The sequence below is a fragment of the Mesosutterella porci genome (assembly GCF_022134585.1).
Taxonomy (GTDB): Bacteria; Pseudomonadota; Gammaproteobacteria; order Burkholderiales; family Burkholderiaceae_F; genus Mesosutterella; species Mesosutterella porci.
In genome coordinates this window covers 18,997-36,749 of the sequence record NZ_JAKNCT010000008.1, presented here as the reverse complement: position 1 = coordinate 36,749, position 17,753 = coordinate 18,997, and the positions used below count along the sequence as shown (strand labels likewise).

Sequence of the window (17,753 nt, the reverse complement as noted above, 5' to 3'; positions counted from 1 at the left end):
GAAATGAAGGGACTGCCCGCTGCATTTGCCGCACTCGCGCTGGCCGCATCCTTGTCTGCCGCGGCCTCAGGCGTGTTCCAGCACCAGCAGCCCGCCGCAGGCGCGCTGCCTTCAGCCGCGGCGCAGGCGACGCCTGCCGCCACCGCCCCGGAGGCGGCGGTCCGCGTGAGGCTGCTCGCGGACCGAACCGCGGCGCTGCCGGGCCGCCCCCTGCAGCTTGCCGTGGAGCTGCGGCACGCTCCGGGCTGGCACACCTACTGGAAAAACCCTGGAGAAGCAGGCGCCCCGACCGAATTCGCCTGGAGCCTGCCCGCCGGGTGGCGCGTCTCCGGGCCCCGCTGGCCCGCTCCCGAGCCGCGCACGGATCAGGGCATCACGAGCTACACGGTTTCTGGCCGCGCGCTCTATCCGTTTCAGGCCTTTGTACCGCCGGACGCGGGCGGCCAGGCGAAGCTCTCGGTGCACGTGTCCTGGATCGCCTGCCGGGAGCAGTGCGTCCCGGGCGAGGCGAGCGCCTTGCTCACGCTGCCGGTGGCCGCGTCGGACTCCGCCTCGGCAGACGCCCGCGCCATCGGACAGGCGCTTGAAGCCTCGCCCCGCCCTCTGAAGGACGGCGTGAGCGCCGCCGCCGGACGCGGCGTCCTGCTTCTCACGGCGGTAAACGGCCTGCGGCCGCAGCAGTTCATTCCCGAGCAGCCGGGACTGCTCGACGAGACGAAGGCCCAGGTCAGGGACGCCGCCAGCGGAAAGGCCCGGCTCGCCCTCTGGCTGTCCCCGAAGCTCAAGAGCGGGCCCGCCCGCATCTCCGGCGTGCTCTTTGCCGAAGACAGCACCGGCCGCAGCCGCCCCTTCGCTCTCGACATCACGCCCGCGGTCCTGCCGCCCGGGGCGCAGCTGCCAAAGCCGGCGCCCGTCGTACAGGCGCCCCCTGCAGGGAGCTCTCCCGGCGGAGAGGCCTCAAGGCTCACTCTCGCCTCCGCGGCCCTCTTCGCAGCCCTGGGCGGCCTCATTCTCAATCTGATGCCCTGCGTCTTTCCGGTTCTATCGCTTAAGATGCTCGGCCTCGTCCGCGCCTCGGGCGAACGCAGGCTCCTGCCCCACGGGCTCGCCTTCACCACCGGGGTGCTGCTCTCCATGGCGGCGCTGTCGGCGCTGCTGCTTGCGCTGAAGGCGATGGGCTCGGAAATCGGCTGGGGCTTCCAGCTCCAGAACCCCCTGGTCGTGCTCCTGCTCGCCCTTCTTTTCTGGGCCATCACGCTCAATCTCGCAGGCCTTTACGAATTCACCTTCGGTTCCCGCGCGGCCGGCGCGGTGGCTTCGAAAACCCCTGCGCGCGGCGTCGCGGGCAGCTTCTTCACCGGCATTCTCGCCGTGGTGGCCGCCAGCCCCTGCACGGCCCCGTTCATGGGCGCGGCGGTCGGCTTCGCACTCGCCCAGCCGGGCGCGGTCTCGATCATCGTATTTCTTTCCCTCGGGCTTGGCATGTCGCTGCCCTGGCTGCTGCTCACCCTTTTCCCCGGGTGGACGCGCCGGCTGCCGCGACCCGGGGCTTGGATGGAAACACTGCGCCACGTGATGGCCGTCCCTGTCGGGCTGGCCGCCCTGTGGCTGCTGTGGGTGCTGAGCCGGCAGGTTTCCCTGCCGGGCCTTGCCTGCGCTGTGGCGGCGCTGCTGCTTGCGGGGCTCGCGCTGCTGCTTCTGGGGCTTTCGCAGCGCGGCCGCAGAGGCGCCCGCTACTGGAGCACCTTCCCTCTGGCGGTCGCCGCAGCCCTGGTCGTTGCTGTCGGCGCCGGGCGCTTCAACGCGGCCTCTTCAGAGGCCGCACAGGGCTGGAAGGCCTGGTCGCCGGAAGCGGTTCAGGAGGCCCTCTCCTCGGGCTCGCCCGTCTTCGTCGACTTCACCGCCGCATGGTGCGTCACCTGCCAGGTGAATCAGGCGGCCGTCGTCAACACCAGCGAGGCCCGGCAGCTGTTCGCCCGCTACGGCTATGCGCGGCTGGCGGCGGACTGGACCAGCCGGGATGAGAAAATCTCTCGGGAGCTGAACCGCTACGGGCGCAGCGGCGTTCCCCTTTATCTTGTTATTTCAAGAGACGGGCGGGTGGACGTGCTGCCAGAACTGCTCACCCCCGAGGCGCTCGCCGCCGCACTGAAGCGGGGAGCCTCCTGATCGGCCCGCCCGCTTGCGAAATAGGCAAGGAACGCGTCGATCGCAGGCCTGCCCTCCGCGGCCCGGGGCGAATCGATCACCGCGCAGAGCGCATAGAGCATTCCGCTGCGCGAGCGCACGTATCCCGCTGCGCTCCGCACGCCGCTCAGGTACCCGGTCTTGATGCGCGCGGTGCCGGCGGGCACAGGCCGCCTTCTCATCGTGCCGTCCAGCCCCGCAATGGGCAGCGACGACATAAACTCGGGCCCCCAGGGAGAGCGGTACTCTGCCGCGAGCGCCAGCGCAATCTGACGCGCTGAAGCCCGGGTCCGCCGCGACAGCCCCGAGCCGTTGTCCGGCACGAGCCCCGCTGTGTCGATGCCCAGCCCCTCAAGCCAGCTCAGCAGCCTCTGCCTCGAGGCCCTGAGGGTCGCGCCCCCGGGTTCGTCTGCGGACAGCAGCAGAAAAAGGCTTCTCGCCATCGGGTTGATGGAGCCCTTGTTCGTCGCCTTGATGAGATCTGCGAGACTCTCCGAGGACAGGCTCAGCAGCTCCCGCTGCCCCTCGGGAATCCGTCCCGTTGACAGCCGCCCCGTCCAGCTCCCTCCCGCCTCGCTCCAGAGCGACCGGAAAAGCGCCTCGTCGAAACGGTCCGCCGAAGCCTCCGGAAACGGCACCATGCTCCAGGTCTGCGCCCCGCAGGCTGCAGGATAGGAGCCTTCAAAGCTCAGCCCGCCGCCGTTGGAGTGCGGCCGCAGGGCCGTGCCGATATTCGAGGGACACGGAGAGCCCGCGTCAAGCGCCACGGCGGCCGGCGTGCTGTAGCCCGCCAGAGAAAAGTCCGCTATCACCCGGGCCTGCCCCGAGGCCTCGTCCGGGACGAACGTGAAGGAAAGCGACTGGAGCGCCAGCGCAAGGGCGTCGGGCCCCTGGTTGTAGGGCCGGTCCGGCCGGCCGTCGAAAGCCGAAGGATCAACGGGCGGCTCGGCGAAGACGGAACGGTCCACCACCACCGGCCCGTCGATGCTGCGCACCCCCAGCCATCGCAACTTCAGCAGGGCCTCCCTGAAGGCGGGAACCGGCAGCCACGGGGCTCCCGAGGCGCGGATGTAGAGCGCCCCCACGCTCCCCCGGCTGTCCGGCCCGGCGGGAACGTAGAAAACAGTTTTCCAGGATGCGGCGGGCCCGTAGCGGTCCAGCGCCGCGGCCGTGGTGAGGATTTTGAAGACAGAGGCCGGCGGCACGGGCTGCCTGTCGTTCCACCCGAGCCCGCTCCCTCCCGGCCCGAGCGGCACCGCCGCCGCGTGGAATTCCTCCGGGCTCAGGCCGGCCCGCTGCACGGCCGCCCGCACCTCCGCGGGCAGTTCCTCCGCTGCCGCTCCGGCCAGGGCGAGGGACAGGAGAAGCAATGATGATACTTTTTGTAACAATTTCATTTCCGGCTTCTTTTGCTCGAAAAATAAATGACTTACCAGCCACCCGCCGCAGCAGGGGGCTGGCATCAGTTTAACGGCGCGCCTTGAAATCGGCACCTCAGGCCCCATATAAGGGGGTAGGCAGATCCGGTGCTGCCACGGCGCATGGATTCTGCTTCTTTATTTCGTAAGGGAGCGATCCGGCTCCTTTTCAAGTTTCAATGGAGAAAGTGAAAATGAACATCCGTCCTTTGCATGACCGCGTGATTGTCAAGCGCCTGCCTGCCGAGCGCACGACCGCTTCGGGCATCGTCATCCCTGACACGGCCGGTGACAAGCCCGACCAGGGCGAAGTGATCGCTGTCGGCCCCGGCCGCCGCGATGAGCAGGGCAAGATCATCCCGATGGGCGTGAAGGTTGGCGACACCGTGCTCTTCGGCAAGTACTCCGGCCAGTCCGTCAAAGTGGGCGGTGATGAGCTTCTCGTGATGCGCGAAGACGACATCATGGGCGTCATCGACTGATTTCATTTATTCCCTTTTCACAAAGTTTTTAACTGGAGATTCACGACATGGCTAAGAAAGTTTTGTTTGGGAATGACGCCCGTGCGCTGATGGTGCAGGGCATCAACACCCTTGCGAACGCTGTCAAGGTGACCCTCGGGCCCAAGGGCCGCAATGTGGTCCTCGAGCGCTCCTTCGGCGGCCCCACCGTCACGAAGGACGGCGTTTCCGTTGCGAAGGAGATCGAACTTAAGGACAAGTTCGAGAACATGGGCGCCCAGATGGTGAAGGAAGTCGCCTCCAAGACCTCCGACAACGCCGGCGACGGCACCACCACCGCCACCGTTCTCGCCCAGTCGATCGTCGACGAAGGCATGAAGTATGTGGCTGCCGGTATGAACCCGATGGATCTGAAGCGCGGCATCGACAAGGCTGTGGCCGCTGCGATTGAAGCCCTCAAGGGAATCTCCCGCCCGACCACGACTTCCAAGGAAATCGCCCAGGTGGGCGCCATTTCCGCCAACTCCGACACGGAAATTGGCCAGATCATCGCTGAAGCGATGGACAAGGTCGGCAAGGAAGGCGTGATCACCGTTGAGGACGGCAAGTCCCTCAACAATGAACTCGATGTCGTCGAAGGCATGCAGTTCGACCGCGGCTACCTGAGCCCCTACTTCATCAACAACCCCGACAAGCAGGCTGCGATTTTTGAGAACCCGTTCATCCTGCTGCACGACAAGAAGATCAGCAACATCCGCGAGCTTCTGCCGGTGCTCGAGCAGGTGGCCAAGGCCGGCCGTCCGCTCGTGATCATTGCCGAAGACGTGGACGGCGAAGCTCTGGCCACCCTGGTGGTCAACTCGCTGCGCGGCGTGCTGAAGGTTGCCGCCGTCAAGGCTCCGGGCTTCGGCGACCGCAGGAAGGCGATGCTCGAAGACATCGCCATCCTGACCGGCGGACAGGTCATCTCCTCCGAGCTCGGCCTGCAGCTTGAAAAGACCACGCTCGCCCAGCTCGGCTCCGCGAAGCGCGTCGAGATCAACAAGGAAAATACGACGATCATCGATGGCGCCGGCGCTGCCGACAAGATCGAGGAGCGCGTGAAGAACATCCGCACCCAGATCGAAGCCGCCACTTCCGACTACGACCGCGAGAAGCTCCAGGAGCGCGTGGCCAAGCTCGCAGGCGGCGTTGCCCTGATCAAGGTCGGCGCTGCGACTGAAGTCGAAATGAAGGAAAAGAAGGCCCGCGTCGAAGACGCTTTGCATGCGACCCGCGCTGCCGTTGAGGAAGGCGTCGTGGCCGGCGGCGGCGTTGCGCTGATCCGCGCGAAGCAGGCGATCGCCGACAAGCTCACCGGCGACAACGACGAGCAGAATGCGGGCATCCGCATCGTGCTGCGCGCCATGGAAGAGCCGATGCGCCAGATCGTGGCGAACGCCGGCGAGGAGCCCTCTGTGGTCGTCAACAAGGTGGCTGACGGCAAGGGCAACTTCGGCTACAACGCCCAGACCGGCACCTACGGCGACATGATCGAAATGGGCGTTCTCGATCCTACGAAGGTGACCCGCACCGCTCTGCAGAACGCGGCTTCCGTCGCCTCCCTCATCCTCACGACCGACTGCATGGTCGCGGAGCTCCCGGAAGAAAAGCCGGCTGCCCCGGCTGCCGGCGGAATGGGCGGAATGGGCGGAATGATGTAATTCCGGCCTAGCCTGACTCAGGCTAGCGTCAGAAAACGAAGGCGGGGCTTCCCTTCGAAAGGGAAGCCCCGCCTTTTTATTTCCAGCCGCGGCGGAAGCGCTGCGGCCCGGGGCGCCGCACAGGATGCGCGGCTACAGATCGCAGACCTTCTTCAGGTCTTCTGTCGTCATGCCCGAATAGATGGCGCGGTACTCTCCGGCCCTGGTCTTGAACACGCCGTAAGGAATCGTCCTCGTGCCGTTGCGCCGGACGATCTTGGAGTTGGTCCAAACCTTCGCGCGGATCTTTTCCGGAAGCTTCCAGACTTCCTTCTGGTCCACCGGCAGCCCTCTGAATTCCTTGTCATGGAAATGCTCCTCGTGCTCGACGAACTTTTTCCATGGATCTGCAGCGGCAAGAATCATCGTACCCTGGGGCTCCGAATTGATACTGAGAACCGCCACAGGGCACCAGACGAATTTGATGCGATCATTCAGGGGAATGCTGGCACGGTAGAGCTTTTCGCACCAGGGGCACTGGGAATCAAACGCGATATAGGCGGTGGGACGCCCTTCGGGCCCCGGAGAGGCAGCGCCGCTGCCTTTTTCAGCTAGCTCGTTGAACATTCCCTCCCCGTACCATTCCAGCGGAACCCTGGGCCAAACTTTTTTCTTCTCCTCCGCGGCAATCGCAGCCGGAGTAGCGACGGCAAGGGCCGCGGCCGCGATGAATTCTCGACGCTGCATCTCTTTCTCCGTTTCTCTCTAGCAAAAACCCGATGCTGAAAAGACAAGGGGTTCCTTCAACTTTAACAGATATGCACCGGACGCAGATCCCCGTCCGCCGGTGTTGTAACATAGCGCTACATAATTTAACTAATGCGGCTTTATCCGACTGACGAGTACGAGAAATGAAATTCACCGAGATGCTTGAACAGCGCTGGCGCGATGCCGACTCCATGCTCTGCGTTGGGCTGGATCCCAATCCCGCCCGCATGCCGGCCTCAGTGCAGGGCCGGGTCGGAGACTTCTGCCGGGCAATCGTCGAGGCCACCGCAGACCTCGTCTGCGCCTTCAAGCCCCAGATCGCCTATTTCGCCGCGATGCGGGCGCTGTCGGAGCTCGAGGAGCTGATCGCCTACATACATGAACGCCATCCGGGCATCCCCGTCATCCTCGATGCGAAGCGGGGGGACATTGGCTCAACGGCGAAGGCTTACGCGCAGGAGGCCTTCGAGGTCTACGGCGCGGACGCCGTCACGGTCTCGCCCTACATGGGCTTCGACACAGTCGAGCCCTATCTGGAGTACGAGGACCGCGGGGTGATCCTGCTTTGCCGGACTTCCAATCCCGGCGGACGCGACATCGAAATGCTGCAGGCCGGCGAGCGCCGGGTCTTCGAGCACGTCGCCGCGATGGCCGCCCAGGCCAGGAAGGACCACGACCAGCTCGGGCTCGTGGTCGGCGCGACCTACCCCGAAGAGATGGCCGGAGTCCGCGCGATTGCGCCGGGCATGCCTTTCCTCGTGCCCGGCATCGGGGCCCAGGGAGGAGATATTCTCGCCGCAGTCAGGGCGGGGCTCGACCGAAACGGCCGCGGAATGATCATCAACTCGAGCCGGGCGGTGCTTTATGCCAGCAGCGGCCCGGATTTCGCCCAAGCGGCCCGCCGCAAGGCGGAGGAAACCAGGAACGCCGTCCGCAGGGCCCGGAACGCGGTGCTCGGGACCCGGAGCTGAGCCTCTGGGCCTTGTCCTCTTCTCAGACCGAGGGTGCGGGAGCCTGCCCGGCCCCCTTGCCCAGCGGCGTGGCGAGCACTTTGTCGATTCTTCTGCCGTCCATATCCACGACCTCAAGGCGCCATCCCTCCCACTCGATGGCGTCGCCCACCTTCGGCAGCTTTCCCAGAAGCAGCATCACCATGCCGGCGAGCGTGCTGTAGCGGTCGTCCTCCTCCTCGGGCACGTCCTTCAGGGCGAGCCGGTCCTTCAGGTCCGGAATGGAAATGATCCCGTCGAGCAGCCACGACCCGTCCGGCCTTTCCACCGCCCACTGGTCGTCCGTCTTCTCCGGCTTGAACTGCCCGGCTATCGCCTCCAGAACATCGCGGGGCGTCACGATGCCCTGGATCTCGCCGTATTCGTTCACCACGAGGGAGAGCGGCGCATCCGTTCTGCGGAACTGCTCGAGCAGCTCCTTGCCGGTCAGCGTCTCCGGCACGTAGTTGGCCGGGACCAGCGCTTCGCTGAAATTGAGCCTGCCCGTCTGCAGAATCTGCTTCATCAGCTTCGGCGTCGAGCAGATGCCCTTCACGTCGTCAAGTGACCCGCTGGCCACCACCAGCCTCGAGCGCTGGGAGGTCAGAATTTTGTCGATGTTCATCTGCTGGGGATCTTCGAGATTAATCCACTCGATTTCGCTGCGGGGGGTCATGAGCGAGTTCACCTGCCTGTCGTCGAGGCGAAACACGTTGATCACCATGTCGCGCTCCTGCTGGTCGATCACCCCTGTCTGCTGGCCCTGCTCGATCACGGCGTTGATCTCGTCCTCGGTCACCGAAGGGGCGGCAGCCCGGTTGCCAAGCAGATGGCGCAGCAGCCAGTTGGTGGTGGCGGCCAGCAGCTTTATGAAGGGGGCGCCTATGATTTCATGAGCGCGCAGAATGCCGACCGACTTCTCCATGATGAGCTCGGGGGCCATCTGCCCGATCCGCTTGGGGAAAAGCTCGCCGAAGATAATGGAAAAATACGTGATGAGGGCCACCGCTATGACCAGGCTCACCCAGCGGGAATAAGCCGCGTCCAGCCCCAGATAGGCCAGAACCGAGGCTATGGGTCCGGCCACGGCGGACTCGCCGATGATGCCCAGGAGAATGCCAATCACCGTAATGCCGGCCTGCATCGTCGACAGGGCCACGGTGGGGTTGTCCAGCATCCGGAGCGTGTCAGCGGCCTTTTTGTCACCGTCCTCAGCAAGAGGCTCGAGCCTGGCCCGGCGGCATGCGACCAGCGCAGTTTCCGTCATGGCGTAAAAGCCATTCAAAAGAATCAGAATGCACAGTAATACGATGCTGATGAAGTTTGACATAGATCCCTGCCGGGGGTTCTCCCCGGTCCGGTGAGTTCCAAAATCAACGTGCCCCGCGGCCCTTCAGGAGTGTGATCAGTCCCGCGATGGCCGCCTCAACGGTCTGCAGTCGCACCGACTCGCGCCCTCCGTCAAAATGGCGGGTCTCGGTCCGGACGACGATGTGCCCCTGCTCGCGCAGGCCCCATCCGAAGCATACTGTTCCGACCGGCCTGCCAGGCTCGGCTCCTCCCGGGCCTGCGATGCCGGTGACCGCGACGGAGCAGTCCGCTCCGCTTTTTGCCACGGCTCCGCGGGCCATTGCCGCGGCCACCGCCTCGGAGACCACGCCTTCGCGCCGCACAAGCGCCGGCTCTACGCCCAGCATCTCGTGCTTGGCTCGGACAGAGTACGTCACATACCCGCGGTCCAGCCACTCGCTCGATCCGGCCACCTCGGTGATGGCGTAAGCAATCCCACCCGCCGTGCAGGACTCTGCCGTCGCGATCTTGGCCCCGGCGGCCCTGGCGGCCCGGCCCAGTTCCTGCGCCAAACCGTAAATTTTCTGGTTCATGGTCTGCTCCCTCTCTTCCCGGCCGCTTTGTTTAACCCGAAGCCGTCCATCTCAGGCAGAACTCTCCCCAACCCAGCCAGGACAAGGCCTGCAGAGCAGCCAGCGCCCACAGGGCGGCGAAAACGTCGTCCAGCATGACGCCAAGCCCGGAATGCATGCGCCGGTCAATGCCGGAAGCCGGGGGGAGCTTCACGATGTCAAAAACGCGAAAGGCAAGGAAGCCGGCCAGCGTCCAGAAAATTCCCGCCGGCAGGACTGCGAGCAGCAGCCACACTGCGGCAACCTCATCGATCACGATGGCCCCCGCATCCTGAACGCCGAGATCCTCGCCAGTGCGGCCGGCCGCCCACACGCCGCAGAAAAAAGCCGCCGCGCCAGGCAGCAGGAGCCACGCTGCCGGCAGCAGACCTTCAAAGCAAAAGAAGCTCAGGGCCGCGGCCAGGGATCCCCAGGTGCCGGGACCGGGCCTCATGACGCCCGCGCCGAAAAAAAGCGCAATGGTGTGCGCAGGCGAAGAAAAGCAGAACCGCAGGCTCGGGCGAACGCGGTAAGCCGGGTTTGAATCCGAATATTTCTTAAAAATGCGCGGAGGGTTTCTCATACGGGAAATCGTCTCTGGCGTTCCTGTCAGGCAAAGTGGTCAAATCCCGCGCTTTTCAACACGACGGCCCGCCGGTGGCCGTCATAAACGGTCAAAGCGCCGTCGTTCTGCTGAGACTCGGCAAGGATCTTACCGACCCGGGTGACCAGGGTGTCGGATCGGATGCCTGCCTCGAAGATTTCGCGGCGCCGGTCCGCAGGAGCCGTGAAGACCAGCTCGTAGTCATCCCCTCCGGACAGAGCCGCCTCCTGCTGCTGCTCGAGCGGCAGCGACTGGAGGGCTTCCGAGCGAGGCAGGCTGTCCCACTCAATTTCCGCCTTCACGTGCGAGCGCTCGAGAATATGGGAAAGGTCCTGCTCGAAGCCGTCGGAGACGTCGATCGCCGCAGTCGCTATCGGCAGCAGCAGCCTGCCCAGCGCATTGCGGGGCTCGGGCCGCTCCATCCTCCGGCGCATAAGCTTGAAGGCCGCGGGCGCCGCAGCCCAGTGGCCCCAACGGTATTTGAGAGCCGCATAGGCGTCTCCCAGAGTGCCGGAAACCCAGATGTCGTCGCCCGGCCTTGCCCCGCCCCGCGTCAATCCCATGCCCGGGGGCAGCTCCCCAAGGGCGGTCACGGAAAAAACGGCCGGTGAATGCGCGGTGGCGGACGGGTTTTGCAACGGAGTGCGCACGGTATCCCCGCCCAGCAGAGCGCAACCGCTCGCCTCGGACAGCTCCCTCAGGCCGGAGGAAAAAGCCTCGAGCCATTTCTCGTCTTTGTCCGGCAGCCCGATGGACAGGAAAAAAGCTCTGGGCACGGCGCCTGCGGCTGCAAGGTCCGACAGATTGACGGCAAGCGTCTTATAGCCTATGTCCCTGGGGTCCGCATCCGGCAGGAAATGAGTTCCCACCGCAAGCATGTCCATCGTGACGGCGATCCGGCTCGTGCCCAAGTCGATGATGGCGCAGTCATCCCCTACGCCCTTGCAGAACCAGGGGCCGTTCGCACTTCCCTGCGAGAAAAAACGGTCAATGATGGAAAACTCTCCATCAGGCGATGCCATCTGAAATACACCTCCTCAAAGGCGCTGTCCGCCTCTTCAGGATTCCGACCTGCGGCCATCGCGGCCGCGGGCCGTTTCGTCCGGGCGAATCTCTCGCGCCACTTTGTCGAGCACGCCGTTGACGAACTTATAGCCGCCCTCGGCTGAGCCGAACTGCTTGGCGAGTTCGACCATTTCATTGATAACAACCATATAGGCGGTTTCCGGATGGTGGGCGAGCTCTGCCGTCCCAAGCAGGAGAATGGCGTGTTCCACGGTGCTCACCTGCTTGAGGGGCCGGCTGATGTGCCGGGAAATGATCTTCTCAAGCCCCTCGCGGTCCGAAATTGCATCCTTCAGCAGAGACCGGAAAAGCTCCTGATCGCAGGCGTCGAATTCCTCGGGGGTGAGGTCGCCGCTTTCCGTGTCTTCCTGGTTGATGAGAGACGGCACGACCAGCGCAACCGCTTCCGGAGAACTCAGCGGGTTCACGATCCATTCATAGAGACCGAGCAGGGCGAAGCGCCTGGCGAAGCTTCTCGCCCGCATGCCGCCCTGGCCCGCGGGGGCCTGTTTATTCTTTTCCATATTTACTCTTCCGGGGCGGCTTCAGTCTTGTCTTCATCCCCTTCCGTGACCTCGGGGAACTCTGCCGCCAGATTCGCCATCTCAACCGCAACCTGTGCGCAGGCCTTGGCCTTGCCCTCGATGCGGTCCTGGCACTGCTCGTCATCCTCGGTGGTGAGGATGCCGTTCGCTATCGGGATATCCCAGTCGAGAGCCACCCGAGAAATGCCCGCCGCCGATTCATTGGAGACAAGCTCAAAATGATAGGTCTCTCCGCGAATGACCGCGCCGAAGGCGATGAGTGCGTCGTACTCTTCAGTCATCGCAAGCTTCTGCAGCGCGAACGGAACCTCCAGGGCGCCCGGCACGTGGCAGACCGTGATGTCTTCCTCAGCCACGCCCAGCCGCTTGAGCTCCTCGAGGCAGTAGCCATACTCCTCCCGGCCCGCATACTCATTGAAGCGAGCGATCACAATGCCGATGCGCAGACCCGTTCCATCCAGATTCTGGGCAATTTCATCGACTGCCATTGCAGACTCCTTTTTATAACCTCATAGCGCCGGGAAAGAGACTGCTCCTCAGTCCGTTTCCCCGGCTCTGTACTATCCGATATTCTAGCCCAGGCCCGGGTCCGTTCCGGCGGAAATTCCGGCGCGGAGCCATCCTTTCCACAGCTTCCCGCTTGTCAGAGCAGCTCGTCCCCGTCGCGCAGCTCGAGGCCGCGCTGAACGTACCGGGCGATGACATCCACCTCAAGGTTCACCATGCTCTGGGGCTTGAGCAGCTTCAGCGTCGTCACCTCCATCGTATGGGGGATGAGATTAATTGAAAAGCGCGGCCCCACCGCTGTGTCCTCCACGGTATTGACCGTGAGCGAAACGCCGTTGACCGCGATGGATCCCTTGTAGGCGATGCAGGGGGCCATTTTCTTCGGAGCGAGAATGACCAGACGGTAGCTCTCGGCCACCCTGTCCATGGATATGACCTCTCCGATCCCGTCCACGTGCCCGGTCACCAGGTGCCCGTCGACGCGGTCGCCCAGACGCATGGCCTTTTCGAGGTTAACCGGCCCGAAGGTATCCAGTCCCGTCGTCTTGGAGAGCGATTCCGCAGATACGTCGATCTTGAACCAGTCCACTCCTTTTTCAACGACAGTCATGCAGGCGCCGTTCACCGCGATGGACTCTCCAACCTGAACCTGATCCAGGCCGAGTTTCGGCGCATCGATGGTCAGCCTCAGCCCATCGCCCAGCTTCTCGGGCTCGCGCACCATGCCAACCGCCTGAATAATTCCTGTAAACATCAGTTTTTCCTCAAATCAATGCGTAAATCTTCCCCCAGTCGGGCTACGGAATGATACGACCACTTCTCGGCCTGGGACAGGGACTGGTACGGGCCCAGCTCCCACAGGCCGCGCCCGCGCCCGATCAGCATCGGGGAAACATAAAGGACGATTTCATCGACCAGCCCGGCCCGCAGGAGCGCGGCATTGAGCACGGAGCCCGCCTCCACGAGAAGATCGTTGACCTCCCGGCGCCCCAGCTCCACCAAAAGCTCCCGCAGATTCACTCTCCCGTCGGCTCCCGGCAACGAGACGACCTCCGCGCCCCGGGACCGCAGAGCGGCGGCGCGAATGCCGTCGGCAGTGGCGCAGGCCACCAGGCAGCCGCCCTCCCCGATCACTCTAGCCGCCTCCGGCATGCGAAGCTGCGAATCAGCAACCACCCGCAGCGGCTGGCGCACGCTGGACGGATCCCGGCCCGCCGGCCGTGCGGTGAGACGGCAGTCATCTGCAAGAACGGTTCCTATACCTGTGAGAACGGCGCCGGACTCGCTGCGAAGCCTCTGGACATCCGCTCTGGAAGCCTCGCCCGTAATCCACTGGCTTTGCCCGTTTTCAAGCGCCGTCCGCCCGTCAATGGAAACCCCGGCCTTCAGCTTCACCCAAGGCGTGCCGCGAGTCATGCGCGTGAAAAACCCGCGGTTGCTCTCCCAGGCTTCCTTCTGCAGCACATTGCGCTCGGTCGGAATGCCTGCGGCCTCGAGCATGGCAAGGCCTTTGCCAGCAACGAGCGGATTCGGGTCGGTCATCGCCGCAACAACGCGGCCCACCCGGTGATCTATGAGAGCTTTCGCGCACGGGGGCGTGCGGCCGTAATGCGAACAGGGCTCGAGCGTGACGTACACCGTGGCGCCGGCAACATCCGCGCCGCGGCCTGCCGCATCCTGAAGAGCCTCAATTTCAGCGTGATGGCCTCCGGCCTTCTGTGTGTAGCCTCTGCCGATCACGACGCCGTTCTTAACAATCACGCAGCCCACGGACGGGTTGGGAGGCGCGATCGCGCGTCCCCGCGCCGAAAGCTCCAGCGCCATGCGCATGAAGCGCAGATCCGATTCTTCTGCCATCAGTGCTTGTCTCCCTTGCCCTCGGTTGCTTCTCGGAGCAGCTCCACAAAAGCCTCGGGCTTCTCTACATTGAAATAAACCGAGGCGAACCGGATGTAGGCCACGGAGTCGAGCCGCCGCAGTTCTTCGAGCACGTAAAGTCCCACTTTCTCGCTCTTGACCTCGCGCTCTCCGAGGGCCATCAGGCGCTGCTCGATGTTGCTGACCGCCTCATCGATTTTCTCGAGGGGCACCGGACGCTTGCGCAGGGCCAGCATCATGGACGCCCGCAGCTTCTTCGCGTCAAACTCCGTACGCGCACCGCCTTTTTTGATGATGGCCGGCAAAGCGAGCTCCACCCTTTCATAAGTCGTAAAGCGCTTGCCGCAGTTCGGGCACTTCCTGCGGCGGCGGATAGCCCAGCCCTCTTCCGAAGACCGGGAATCTATCACCTGGGTTTCATTGCTGTGGCAAAAGGGACAACGCATGCTTTAGAACTCCCTCTGTTTTTCCCGCAGGGACGGCCGCAGATGCGAAGCAAAGCGCACCGCCCTTTCCCTAGCCGCCCGCCCTGCATCGAACTGCCGCTTTCGTCTGCGAGGCTCGAGGCGGTGGTTCCCGCCCCGGCCTCTGCCTGTGAAAAGGACTTATTTCCTATAAACAGGGAAGGCGTGCGTCAGTTCCGCCACCTGGGCCTTCACCTGCTCGAGCACGGCCGCGTCTTCGGGGTGCTCCAGCAGGGTGACGATCAGGTCTGCCACCTTGCGGACTTCAGCCTCCTTGAAACCGCGGGTCGTCATGGCAGGAGTTCCGAGGCGGATGCCGGAGGTAACGAACGGCTTTTCCGGGTCATTGGGGATGGCGTTCTTGTTGGCAGTCATGTGCCCGGCCTCCAGCAGAGCCTGGGCGGCCTTCCCCGTAATGTGCTTCGGGCGAAGGTCCACCAGCATCACGTGGCTCTCCGTCCGTCCGGACACAATGCGCAGTCCCTTCTTCACCAGCTCGTCGGCCATCGCCGCGGCGTTCTTCACGACCTGTTCGCCCCAGAGGCGGTATTCAGGCTTCAGCGCCTCCCCAAGGGCCACAGCTTTCGCCGCGATCACATGCATCAGGGGACCGCCCTGAATGCCGGGGAACACGGCCGAATTAATCTTCTTTTCCAGCTCCGGACGGCAGAAAATAATGCCGCCGCGGGGCCCGCGCAGCGTCTTGTGCGTGGTCGTCGTGACAATATCGGCATACGGGAAGGGGCTCGGATAAACCCCTGCGGCGATAATGCCCGCGTAATGGGCCATGTCGACCATGAGCAGGGCTCCAACCTTGTGGGCGATGTCGGCGAAGCGCTTGAAGTCGATCTTCAGGGAGAAAGCCGAAGCCCCGGCGATAATGAGCTTGGGCTTGTTTTCCTGAGCGAGGCGCTCCACCTGCTCGTAATCGATGTCCTCTTTCTCATTCAGACCGTACGGAACGCAATGGAAATACCGGCCGGAGAAATTAAGGCGCATGCCGTGCGAGAGATGCCCGCCGGCATCCAGCGACATCCCCATGAAGCAGTCGCCCGGCTCGAGCGTAGCGAAAAGAACCGCCATATTGGCCTGTGCGCCGGAGTGCGGCTGCACGTTCACCGCCATCTCGACCCCGGCCGGCTCGCAAAAGAGCTTGCGGGCACGCTCCTGAGCGATGCGCTCCACCACGTCGACGTTTTCACAGCCGCCGTAGTAACGCTTGCCGGGATAGCCTTCGGCGTATTTGTTCGTGAGCTGAGAGCCCTGCGCAAGCATGACCGCAGGAGAAGTGTAGTTTTCGCTCGCGATGAGCTCAATGTAGTCTTCCTGGCGCTTGTTTTCCGCGTCGATGGCCGCCCAGACCTCCGGGTCGCTCACGGCAAGAGTTGTTGGCTGATACATGTAGAAAACCTCTTGTAAAAAAGCCGAAGTCAGAAAAAAACAACTCAGCCCCGGTGACCGGGGCCGCGTCTCACACAGCAATGATTATACGGACTCGGCAGGCCGCGCCATGGGCGCGGATGATCCTGCTGCGGCTAAGCCTTCGCCCGAAGCATCAGGGTGACCGGACCGTCATTCAAAAGCTCGACCTCCATATGGGCCCCGAACCGCCCAGTCTGAACGGACGGAACACCCTCGCGGGATAGCGCCTTGACATACAGCTCGTACAGCCGCCGCCCGTCCTCAGGGGCGGCGGCAGGAGCAAAGCTCGGACGGTTCCCCGAGCTTGTGTCCGCGGCCAGGGTGAACTGGGAGACGACCAGAGCCTCGCCACCCACATCGAGCAGACTGCGGTTCATTTTGCCAACGTCATCGGCAAAGATCCGCATCCTGGCGGTCTTGCGTGCCAGCTTTGCAGCAAGCTCCGGAGTATCACCGCGCTCAGCGCAGAAAAAAACCAGCAGGCCGCGTCCGCAGCTGCCCGTCACCGAGCCCTGCACCCGCACGGCGGCGCGATCAATCCGCTGCAACAAAGCAAGCATCCCGACGGCTCCCGCTGCCGGCTCTCAGCGAACCGTCACGCGCGCCCACTTGCGCTTTCCGACCTGGACGACGAGCGTCTCGCCGGCCTTGGCGCGGACGGCCCTGTCAGTCACCTTCTCGCCGTTGACCTTCACGCCTCCTTGGTCGATGTTCCGGTTCCCCTCCGTCGTGGAGGCGACAAGCCCTGCCTCTTTCAGCAGCCGTCCAAGAGTCAGGGATCCGTCCGGAGCCGGCACCGTGACCACCGGAATTGCATCGGGCATCTCCCCGCCTTTAAAGCGCCTGGAGAATTCCTCATCGGCGGCCTTTGCCGCCTCCTCTCCGTGGAAGCGGGCAACGATCTCGCGGGCGAGCTCAGCCTTGGCGTCGCGTGGATTGCGCTTCCCTTGCAGGCATTCATCCTTGATTTTCGCAATCTCAGCGTTACTTTTAAGCGAGAGCAGGTCGTACCAGTTCCACATCAGATCATCGGAGATGGACATCACTTTGCCGAACATGCTGTCGGCAGACTCCGTGATGCCGATGTAATTGTGCTTCGACTTGCTCATCTTGTTGACGCCGTCAAGGCCGACCAGCAGCGGCATCGTCAGAATGCACTGAGGCTCCTGGCCGTACTGGCGCTGAAGCTCGCGGCCCACGATCAGGTTGAAGCGCTGGTCTGACCCGCCAAGCTCCAGGTCGGCCTTGAGGGCCACGGAATCGTACCCCTGCATCAGCGGATACAGCAGCTCATGCATGGCGATGGGCAGATTCTGAGAAAAGCGCTTGGCGAAGTCATCGCGCTCCAGCAGCCGGGCGAGCGTATAGCGCGAAGCCAGCTTGATGAGCCCCACGGACCCCAGCGCGTTGCTCCACTCGGAGTTGTATCTGACCTCGGTTTTGGCCGGGTCCAGTACGCGTCCGGCCTGATCGAGGTAAGTCTCCGCATTTTCCTTGATCTGTTCAAAAGACAGCGGCGGGCGGGTGACGTTGCGCCCCGAAGGATCTCCGATCGAGGCGGTGAAGTCCCCGACCAGGAAAATCACCGTGTGCCCGAGATCCTGCAGCTGGCGCAACTTGTTGAGCACCACCGTATGGCCGAGGTGGATGTCCGGCGCGGTCGGATCCAGCCCTAGCTTGCAGCGCAGCGGTTTTCCGGCGACGCGTGAGCGGGCCAGCTTCTGCAGCAGCTCGTCTTCAATCAGCAGCGTGTCGGCTCCCCGCTTGATCAGCGCGAGGGCCTCCCGATCCTGATCCGTCACTTCGTACTTCTCGGCCTGCGGCGTCTTCTTCTGTGTTTCTTCTTCCATCGATTGTCCCAA

General features: G+C 63.8%; 18 protein-coding genes. 4 read left to right on the top strand and 14 right to left on the bottom strand.

Annotation, left to right across the window (positions count from 1 at the left end):
* Window positions 1–3: 3 nt before the first annotated feature.
* Window positions 4–2,169 carry a protein-disulfide reductase DsbD family protein gene (locus tag MAF45_RS07305; protein WP_237978980.1) on the top strand — a complete coding sequence of 722 codons (2,166 nt, stop codon included), beginning with the start codon at window positions 4–6 and terminating at the stop codon, window positions 2,167–2,169.
* On the opposite strand, the gene dacB is transcribed toward MAF45_RS07305, so the two are convergent.
* Entirely contained in the window at window positions 2,073–3,584 is a 1,512-nt protein-coding gene (gene dacB, locus MAF45_RS07300) for a D-alanyl-D-alanine carboxypeptidase/D-alanyl-D-alanine endopeptidase (protein ID WP_237978979.1), read from the bottom strand. The two genes, MAF45_RS07305 and dacB, sit on opposite strands and share 97 nt — an antisense overlap.
* A gap of 215 nt (window positions 3,585–3,799) precedes the next feature.
* Here dacB and MAF45_RS07295 point away from each other — a divergent pair, with 215 nt between their 5' ends.
* Both MAF45_RS07295 and groL read left to right on the top strand, forming a co-directional pair.
* On the top strand, window positions 3,800–4,087 hold the full coding sequence (locus MAF45_RS07295; RefSeq protein WP_237978978.1) for a co-chaperone GroES: 288 nt from the start codon (window positions 3,800–3,802) through the stop codon (window positions 4,085–4,087).
* A 47-nt stretch (window positions 4,088–4,134) separates the two neighbouring features.
* Window positions 4,135–5,769: a chaperonin GroEL gene (gene groL / locus MAF45_RS07290; RefSeq protein ID WP_237978977.1), complete on the top strand. Its 1,635-nt coding sequence runs from the start codon at window positions 4,135–4,137 to the stop codon at window positions 5,767–5,769.
* Between the two features lie 132 nt (window positions 5,770–5,901).
* Here the strand turns inward: groL and MAF45_RS07285 are convergent, their stop codons facing one another.
* Entirely contained in the window at window positions 5,902–6,495 is a 594-nt protein-coding gene (locus MAF45_RS07285; RefSeq protein ID WP_237978976.1) for a thioredoxin fold domain-containing protein, read from the bottom strand.
* A 164-nt stretch (window positions 6,496–6,659) separates the two neighbouring features.
* Here MAF45_RS07285 and pyrF point away from each other — a divergent pair, with 164 nt between their 5' ends.
* The gene (gene pyrF / locus MAF45_RS07280) at window positions 6,660–7,487 is read left to right on the top strand and encodes an orotidine-5'-phosphate decarboxylase (RefSeq protein WP_237978975.1); all 828 of its coding nucleotides are present in this window, start codon (window positions 6,660–6,662) and stop codon (window positions 7,485–7,487) included.
* 22 nt (window positions 7,488–7,509) lie between these two features.
* On the opposite strand, the gene MAF45_RS07275 is transcribed toward pyrF, so the two are convergent.
* The 12 genes from MAF45_RS07275 to tyrS form a co-directional block, all read right to left on the bottom strand.
* Window positions 7,510–8,835, bottom strand: coding sequence for a hemolysin family protein (locus MAF45_RS07275; protein WP_237978974.1), 1,326 nt, complete (start codon window positions 8,833–8,835; stop codon window positions 7,510–7,512).
* Window positions 8,836–8,878: 43 nt separating this feature from the next.
* A complete protein-coding gene (locus tag MAF45_RS07270; protein ID WP_237978973.1) occupies window positions 8,879–9,388 on the bottom strand; it encodes a CinA family protein in 510 nt (169 codons plus the stop codon).
* Window positions 9,389–9,419: 31 nt separating this feature from the next.
* A complete protein-coding gene (locus MAF45_RS07265) occupies window positions 9,420–9,989 on the bottom strand; it encodes a phosphatidylglycerophosphatase A family protein (protein WP_283207036.1) in 570 nt (189 codons plus the stop codon).
* A 26-nt stretch (window positions 9,990–10,015) separates the two neighbouring features.
* Window positions 10,016–11,032: a thiamine-phosphate kinase gene (gene thiL, locus MAF45_RS07260; protein WP_237978971.1), complete on the bottom strand. Its 1,017-nt coding sequence runs from the start codon at window positions 11,030–11,032 to the stop codon at window positions 10,016–10,018.
* Window positions 11,033–11,068: 36 nt separating this feature from the next.
* Entirely contained in the window at window positions 11,069–11,599 is a 531-nt protein-coding gene (gene nusB, locus MAF45_RS07255; RefSeq protein ID WP_237978970.1) for a transcription antitermination factor NusB, read from the bottom strand.
* Window positions 11,600–11,601: 2 nt separating this feature from the next.
* A complete protein-coding gene (gene ribH, locus MAF45_RS07250) occupies window positions 11,602–12,108 on the bottom strand; it encodes a 6,7-dimethyl-8-ribityllumazine synthase (protein WP_237978969.1) in 507 nt (168 codons plus the stop codon).
* Between the two features lie 155 nt (window positions 12,109–12,263).
* A complete protein-coding gene (locus tag MAF45_RS07245; protein ID WP_237978968.1) occupies window positions 12,264–12,881 on the bottom strand; it encodes a riboflavin synthase in 618 nt (205 codons plus the stop codon).
* Window positions 12,881–13,984 carry a bifunctional diaminohydroxyphosphoribosylaminopyrimidine deaminase/5-amino-6-(5-phosphoribosylamino)uracil reductase RibD gene (gene ribD, locus MAF45_RS07240; protein WP_237978967.1) on the bottom strand — a complete coding sequence of 368 codons (1,104 nt, stop codon included), beginning with the start codon at window positions 13,982–13,984 and terminating at the stop codon, window positions 12,881–12,883. Before ribD ends, MAF45_RS07245 begins: the two co-directional genes overlap by 1 nt.
* Entirely contained in the window at window positions 13,984–14,451 is a 468-nt protein-coding gene (gene nrdR, locus MAF45_RS07235; protein WP_237978966.1) for a transcriptional regulator NrdR, read from the bottom strand. The genes ribD and nrdR overlap by 1 nt, the downstream gene beginning before the upstream one ends.
* A gap of 159 nt (window positions 14,452–14,610) precedes the next feature.
* The gene (gene glyA, locus MAF45_RS07230) at window positions 14,611–15,870 is read right to left on the bottom strand and encodes a serine hydroxymethyltransferase (RefSeq protein ID WP_237978965.1); all 1,260 of its coding nucleotides are present in this window, start codon (window positions 15,868–15,870) and stop codon (window positions 14,611–14,613) included.
* A 134-nt stretch (window positions 15,871–16,004) separates the two neighbouring features.
* Window positions 16,005–16,451, bottom strand: a complete 447-nt coding sequence (gene dtd / locus MAF45_RS07225; RefSeq protein WP_237978964.1) for a D-aminoacyl-tRNA deacylase — start codon at window positions 16,449–16,451, stop codon at window positions 16,005–16,007.
* Window positions 16,452–16,475: 24 nt separating this feature from the next.
* Entirely contained in the window at window positions 16,476–17,741 is a 1,266-nt protein-coding gene (gene tyrS / locus MAF45_RS07220; RefSeq protein ID WP_237978963.1) for a tyrosine--tRNA ligase, read from the bottom strand.
* Window positions 17,742–17,753: the final 12 nt, after the last annotated feature.

Coding starts and splice junctions, on each gene's coding strand:
- ribD (WP_237978967.1), bottom strand. CDS start 13,984: ATGGCAGAAGAATCGGATCTGCGCTTCATGCGCATGGCGCTGGAGCTT.
- MAF45_RS07285 (WP_237978976.1), bottom strand. CDS start 6,495: ATGCAGCGTCGAGAATTCATCGCGGCCGCGGCCCTTGCCGTCGCTACT.
- pyrF (WP_237978975.1), top strand. CDS start 6,660: ATGAAATTCACCGAGATGCTTGAACAGCGCTGGCGCGATGCCGACTCC.
- dacB (WP_237978979.1), bottom strand. CDS start 3,584: ATGAAATTGTTACAAAAAGTATCATCATTGCTTCTCCTGTCCCTCGCC.
- thiL (WP_237978971.1), bottom strand. CDS start 11,032: ATGGCATCGCCTGATGGAGAGTTTTCCATCATTGACCGTTTTTTCTCG.
- nusB (WP_237978970.1), bottom strand. CDS start 11,599: ATGGAAAAGAATAAACAGGCCCCCGCGGGCCAGGGCGGCATGCGGGCG.
- MAF45_RS07275 (WP_237978974.1), bottom strand. CDS start 8,835: ATGTCAAACTTCATCAGCATCGTATTACTGTGCATTCTGATTCTTTTG.
- tyrS (WP_237978963.1), bottom strand. CDS start 17,741: ATGGAAGAAGAAACACAGAAGAAGACGCCGCAGGCCGAGAAGTACGAA.
- dtd (WP_237978964.1), bottom strand. CDS start 16,451: ATGCTTGCTTTGTTGCAGCGGATTGATCGCGCCGCCGTGCGGGTGCAG.
- MAF45_RS07305 (WP_237978980.1), top strand. CDS start 4: ATGAAGGGACTGCCCGCTGCATTTGCCGCACTCGCGCTGGCCGCATCC.
- MAF45_RS07265 (WP_283207036.1), bottom strand. CDS start 9,989: ATGAGAAACCCTCCGCGCATTTTTAAGAAATATTCGGATTCAAACCCG.
- MAF45_RS07270 (WP_237978973.1), bottom strand. CDS start 9,388: ATGAACCAGAAAATTTACGGTTTGGCGCAGGAACTGGGCCGGGCCGCC.
- nrdR (WP_237978966.1), bottom strand. CDS start 14,451: ATGCGTTGTCCCTTTTGCCACAGCAATGAAACCCAGGTGATAGATTCC.
- MAF45_RS07295 (WP_237978978.1), top strand. CDS start 3,800: ATGAACATCCGTCCTTTGCATGACCGCGTGATTGTCAAGCGCCTGCCT.
- groL (WP_237978977.1), top strand. CDS start 4,135: ATGGCTAAGAAAGTTTTGTTTGGGAATGACGCCCGTGCGCTGATGGTG.
- ribH (WP_237978969.1), bottom strand. CDS start 12,108: ATGGCAGTCGATGAAATTGCCCAGAATCTGGATGGAACGGGTCTGCGC.
- MAF45_RS07245 (WP_237978968.1), bottom strand. CDS start 12,881: ATGTTTACAGGAATTATTCAGGCGGTTGGCATGGTGCGCGAGCCCGAG.
- glyA (WP_237978965.1), bottom strand. CDS start 15,870: ATGTATCAGCCAACAACTCTTGCCGTGAGCGACCCGGAGGTCTGGGCG.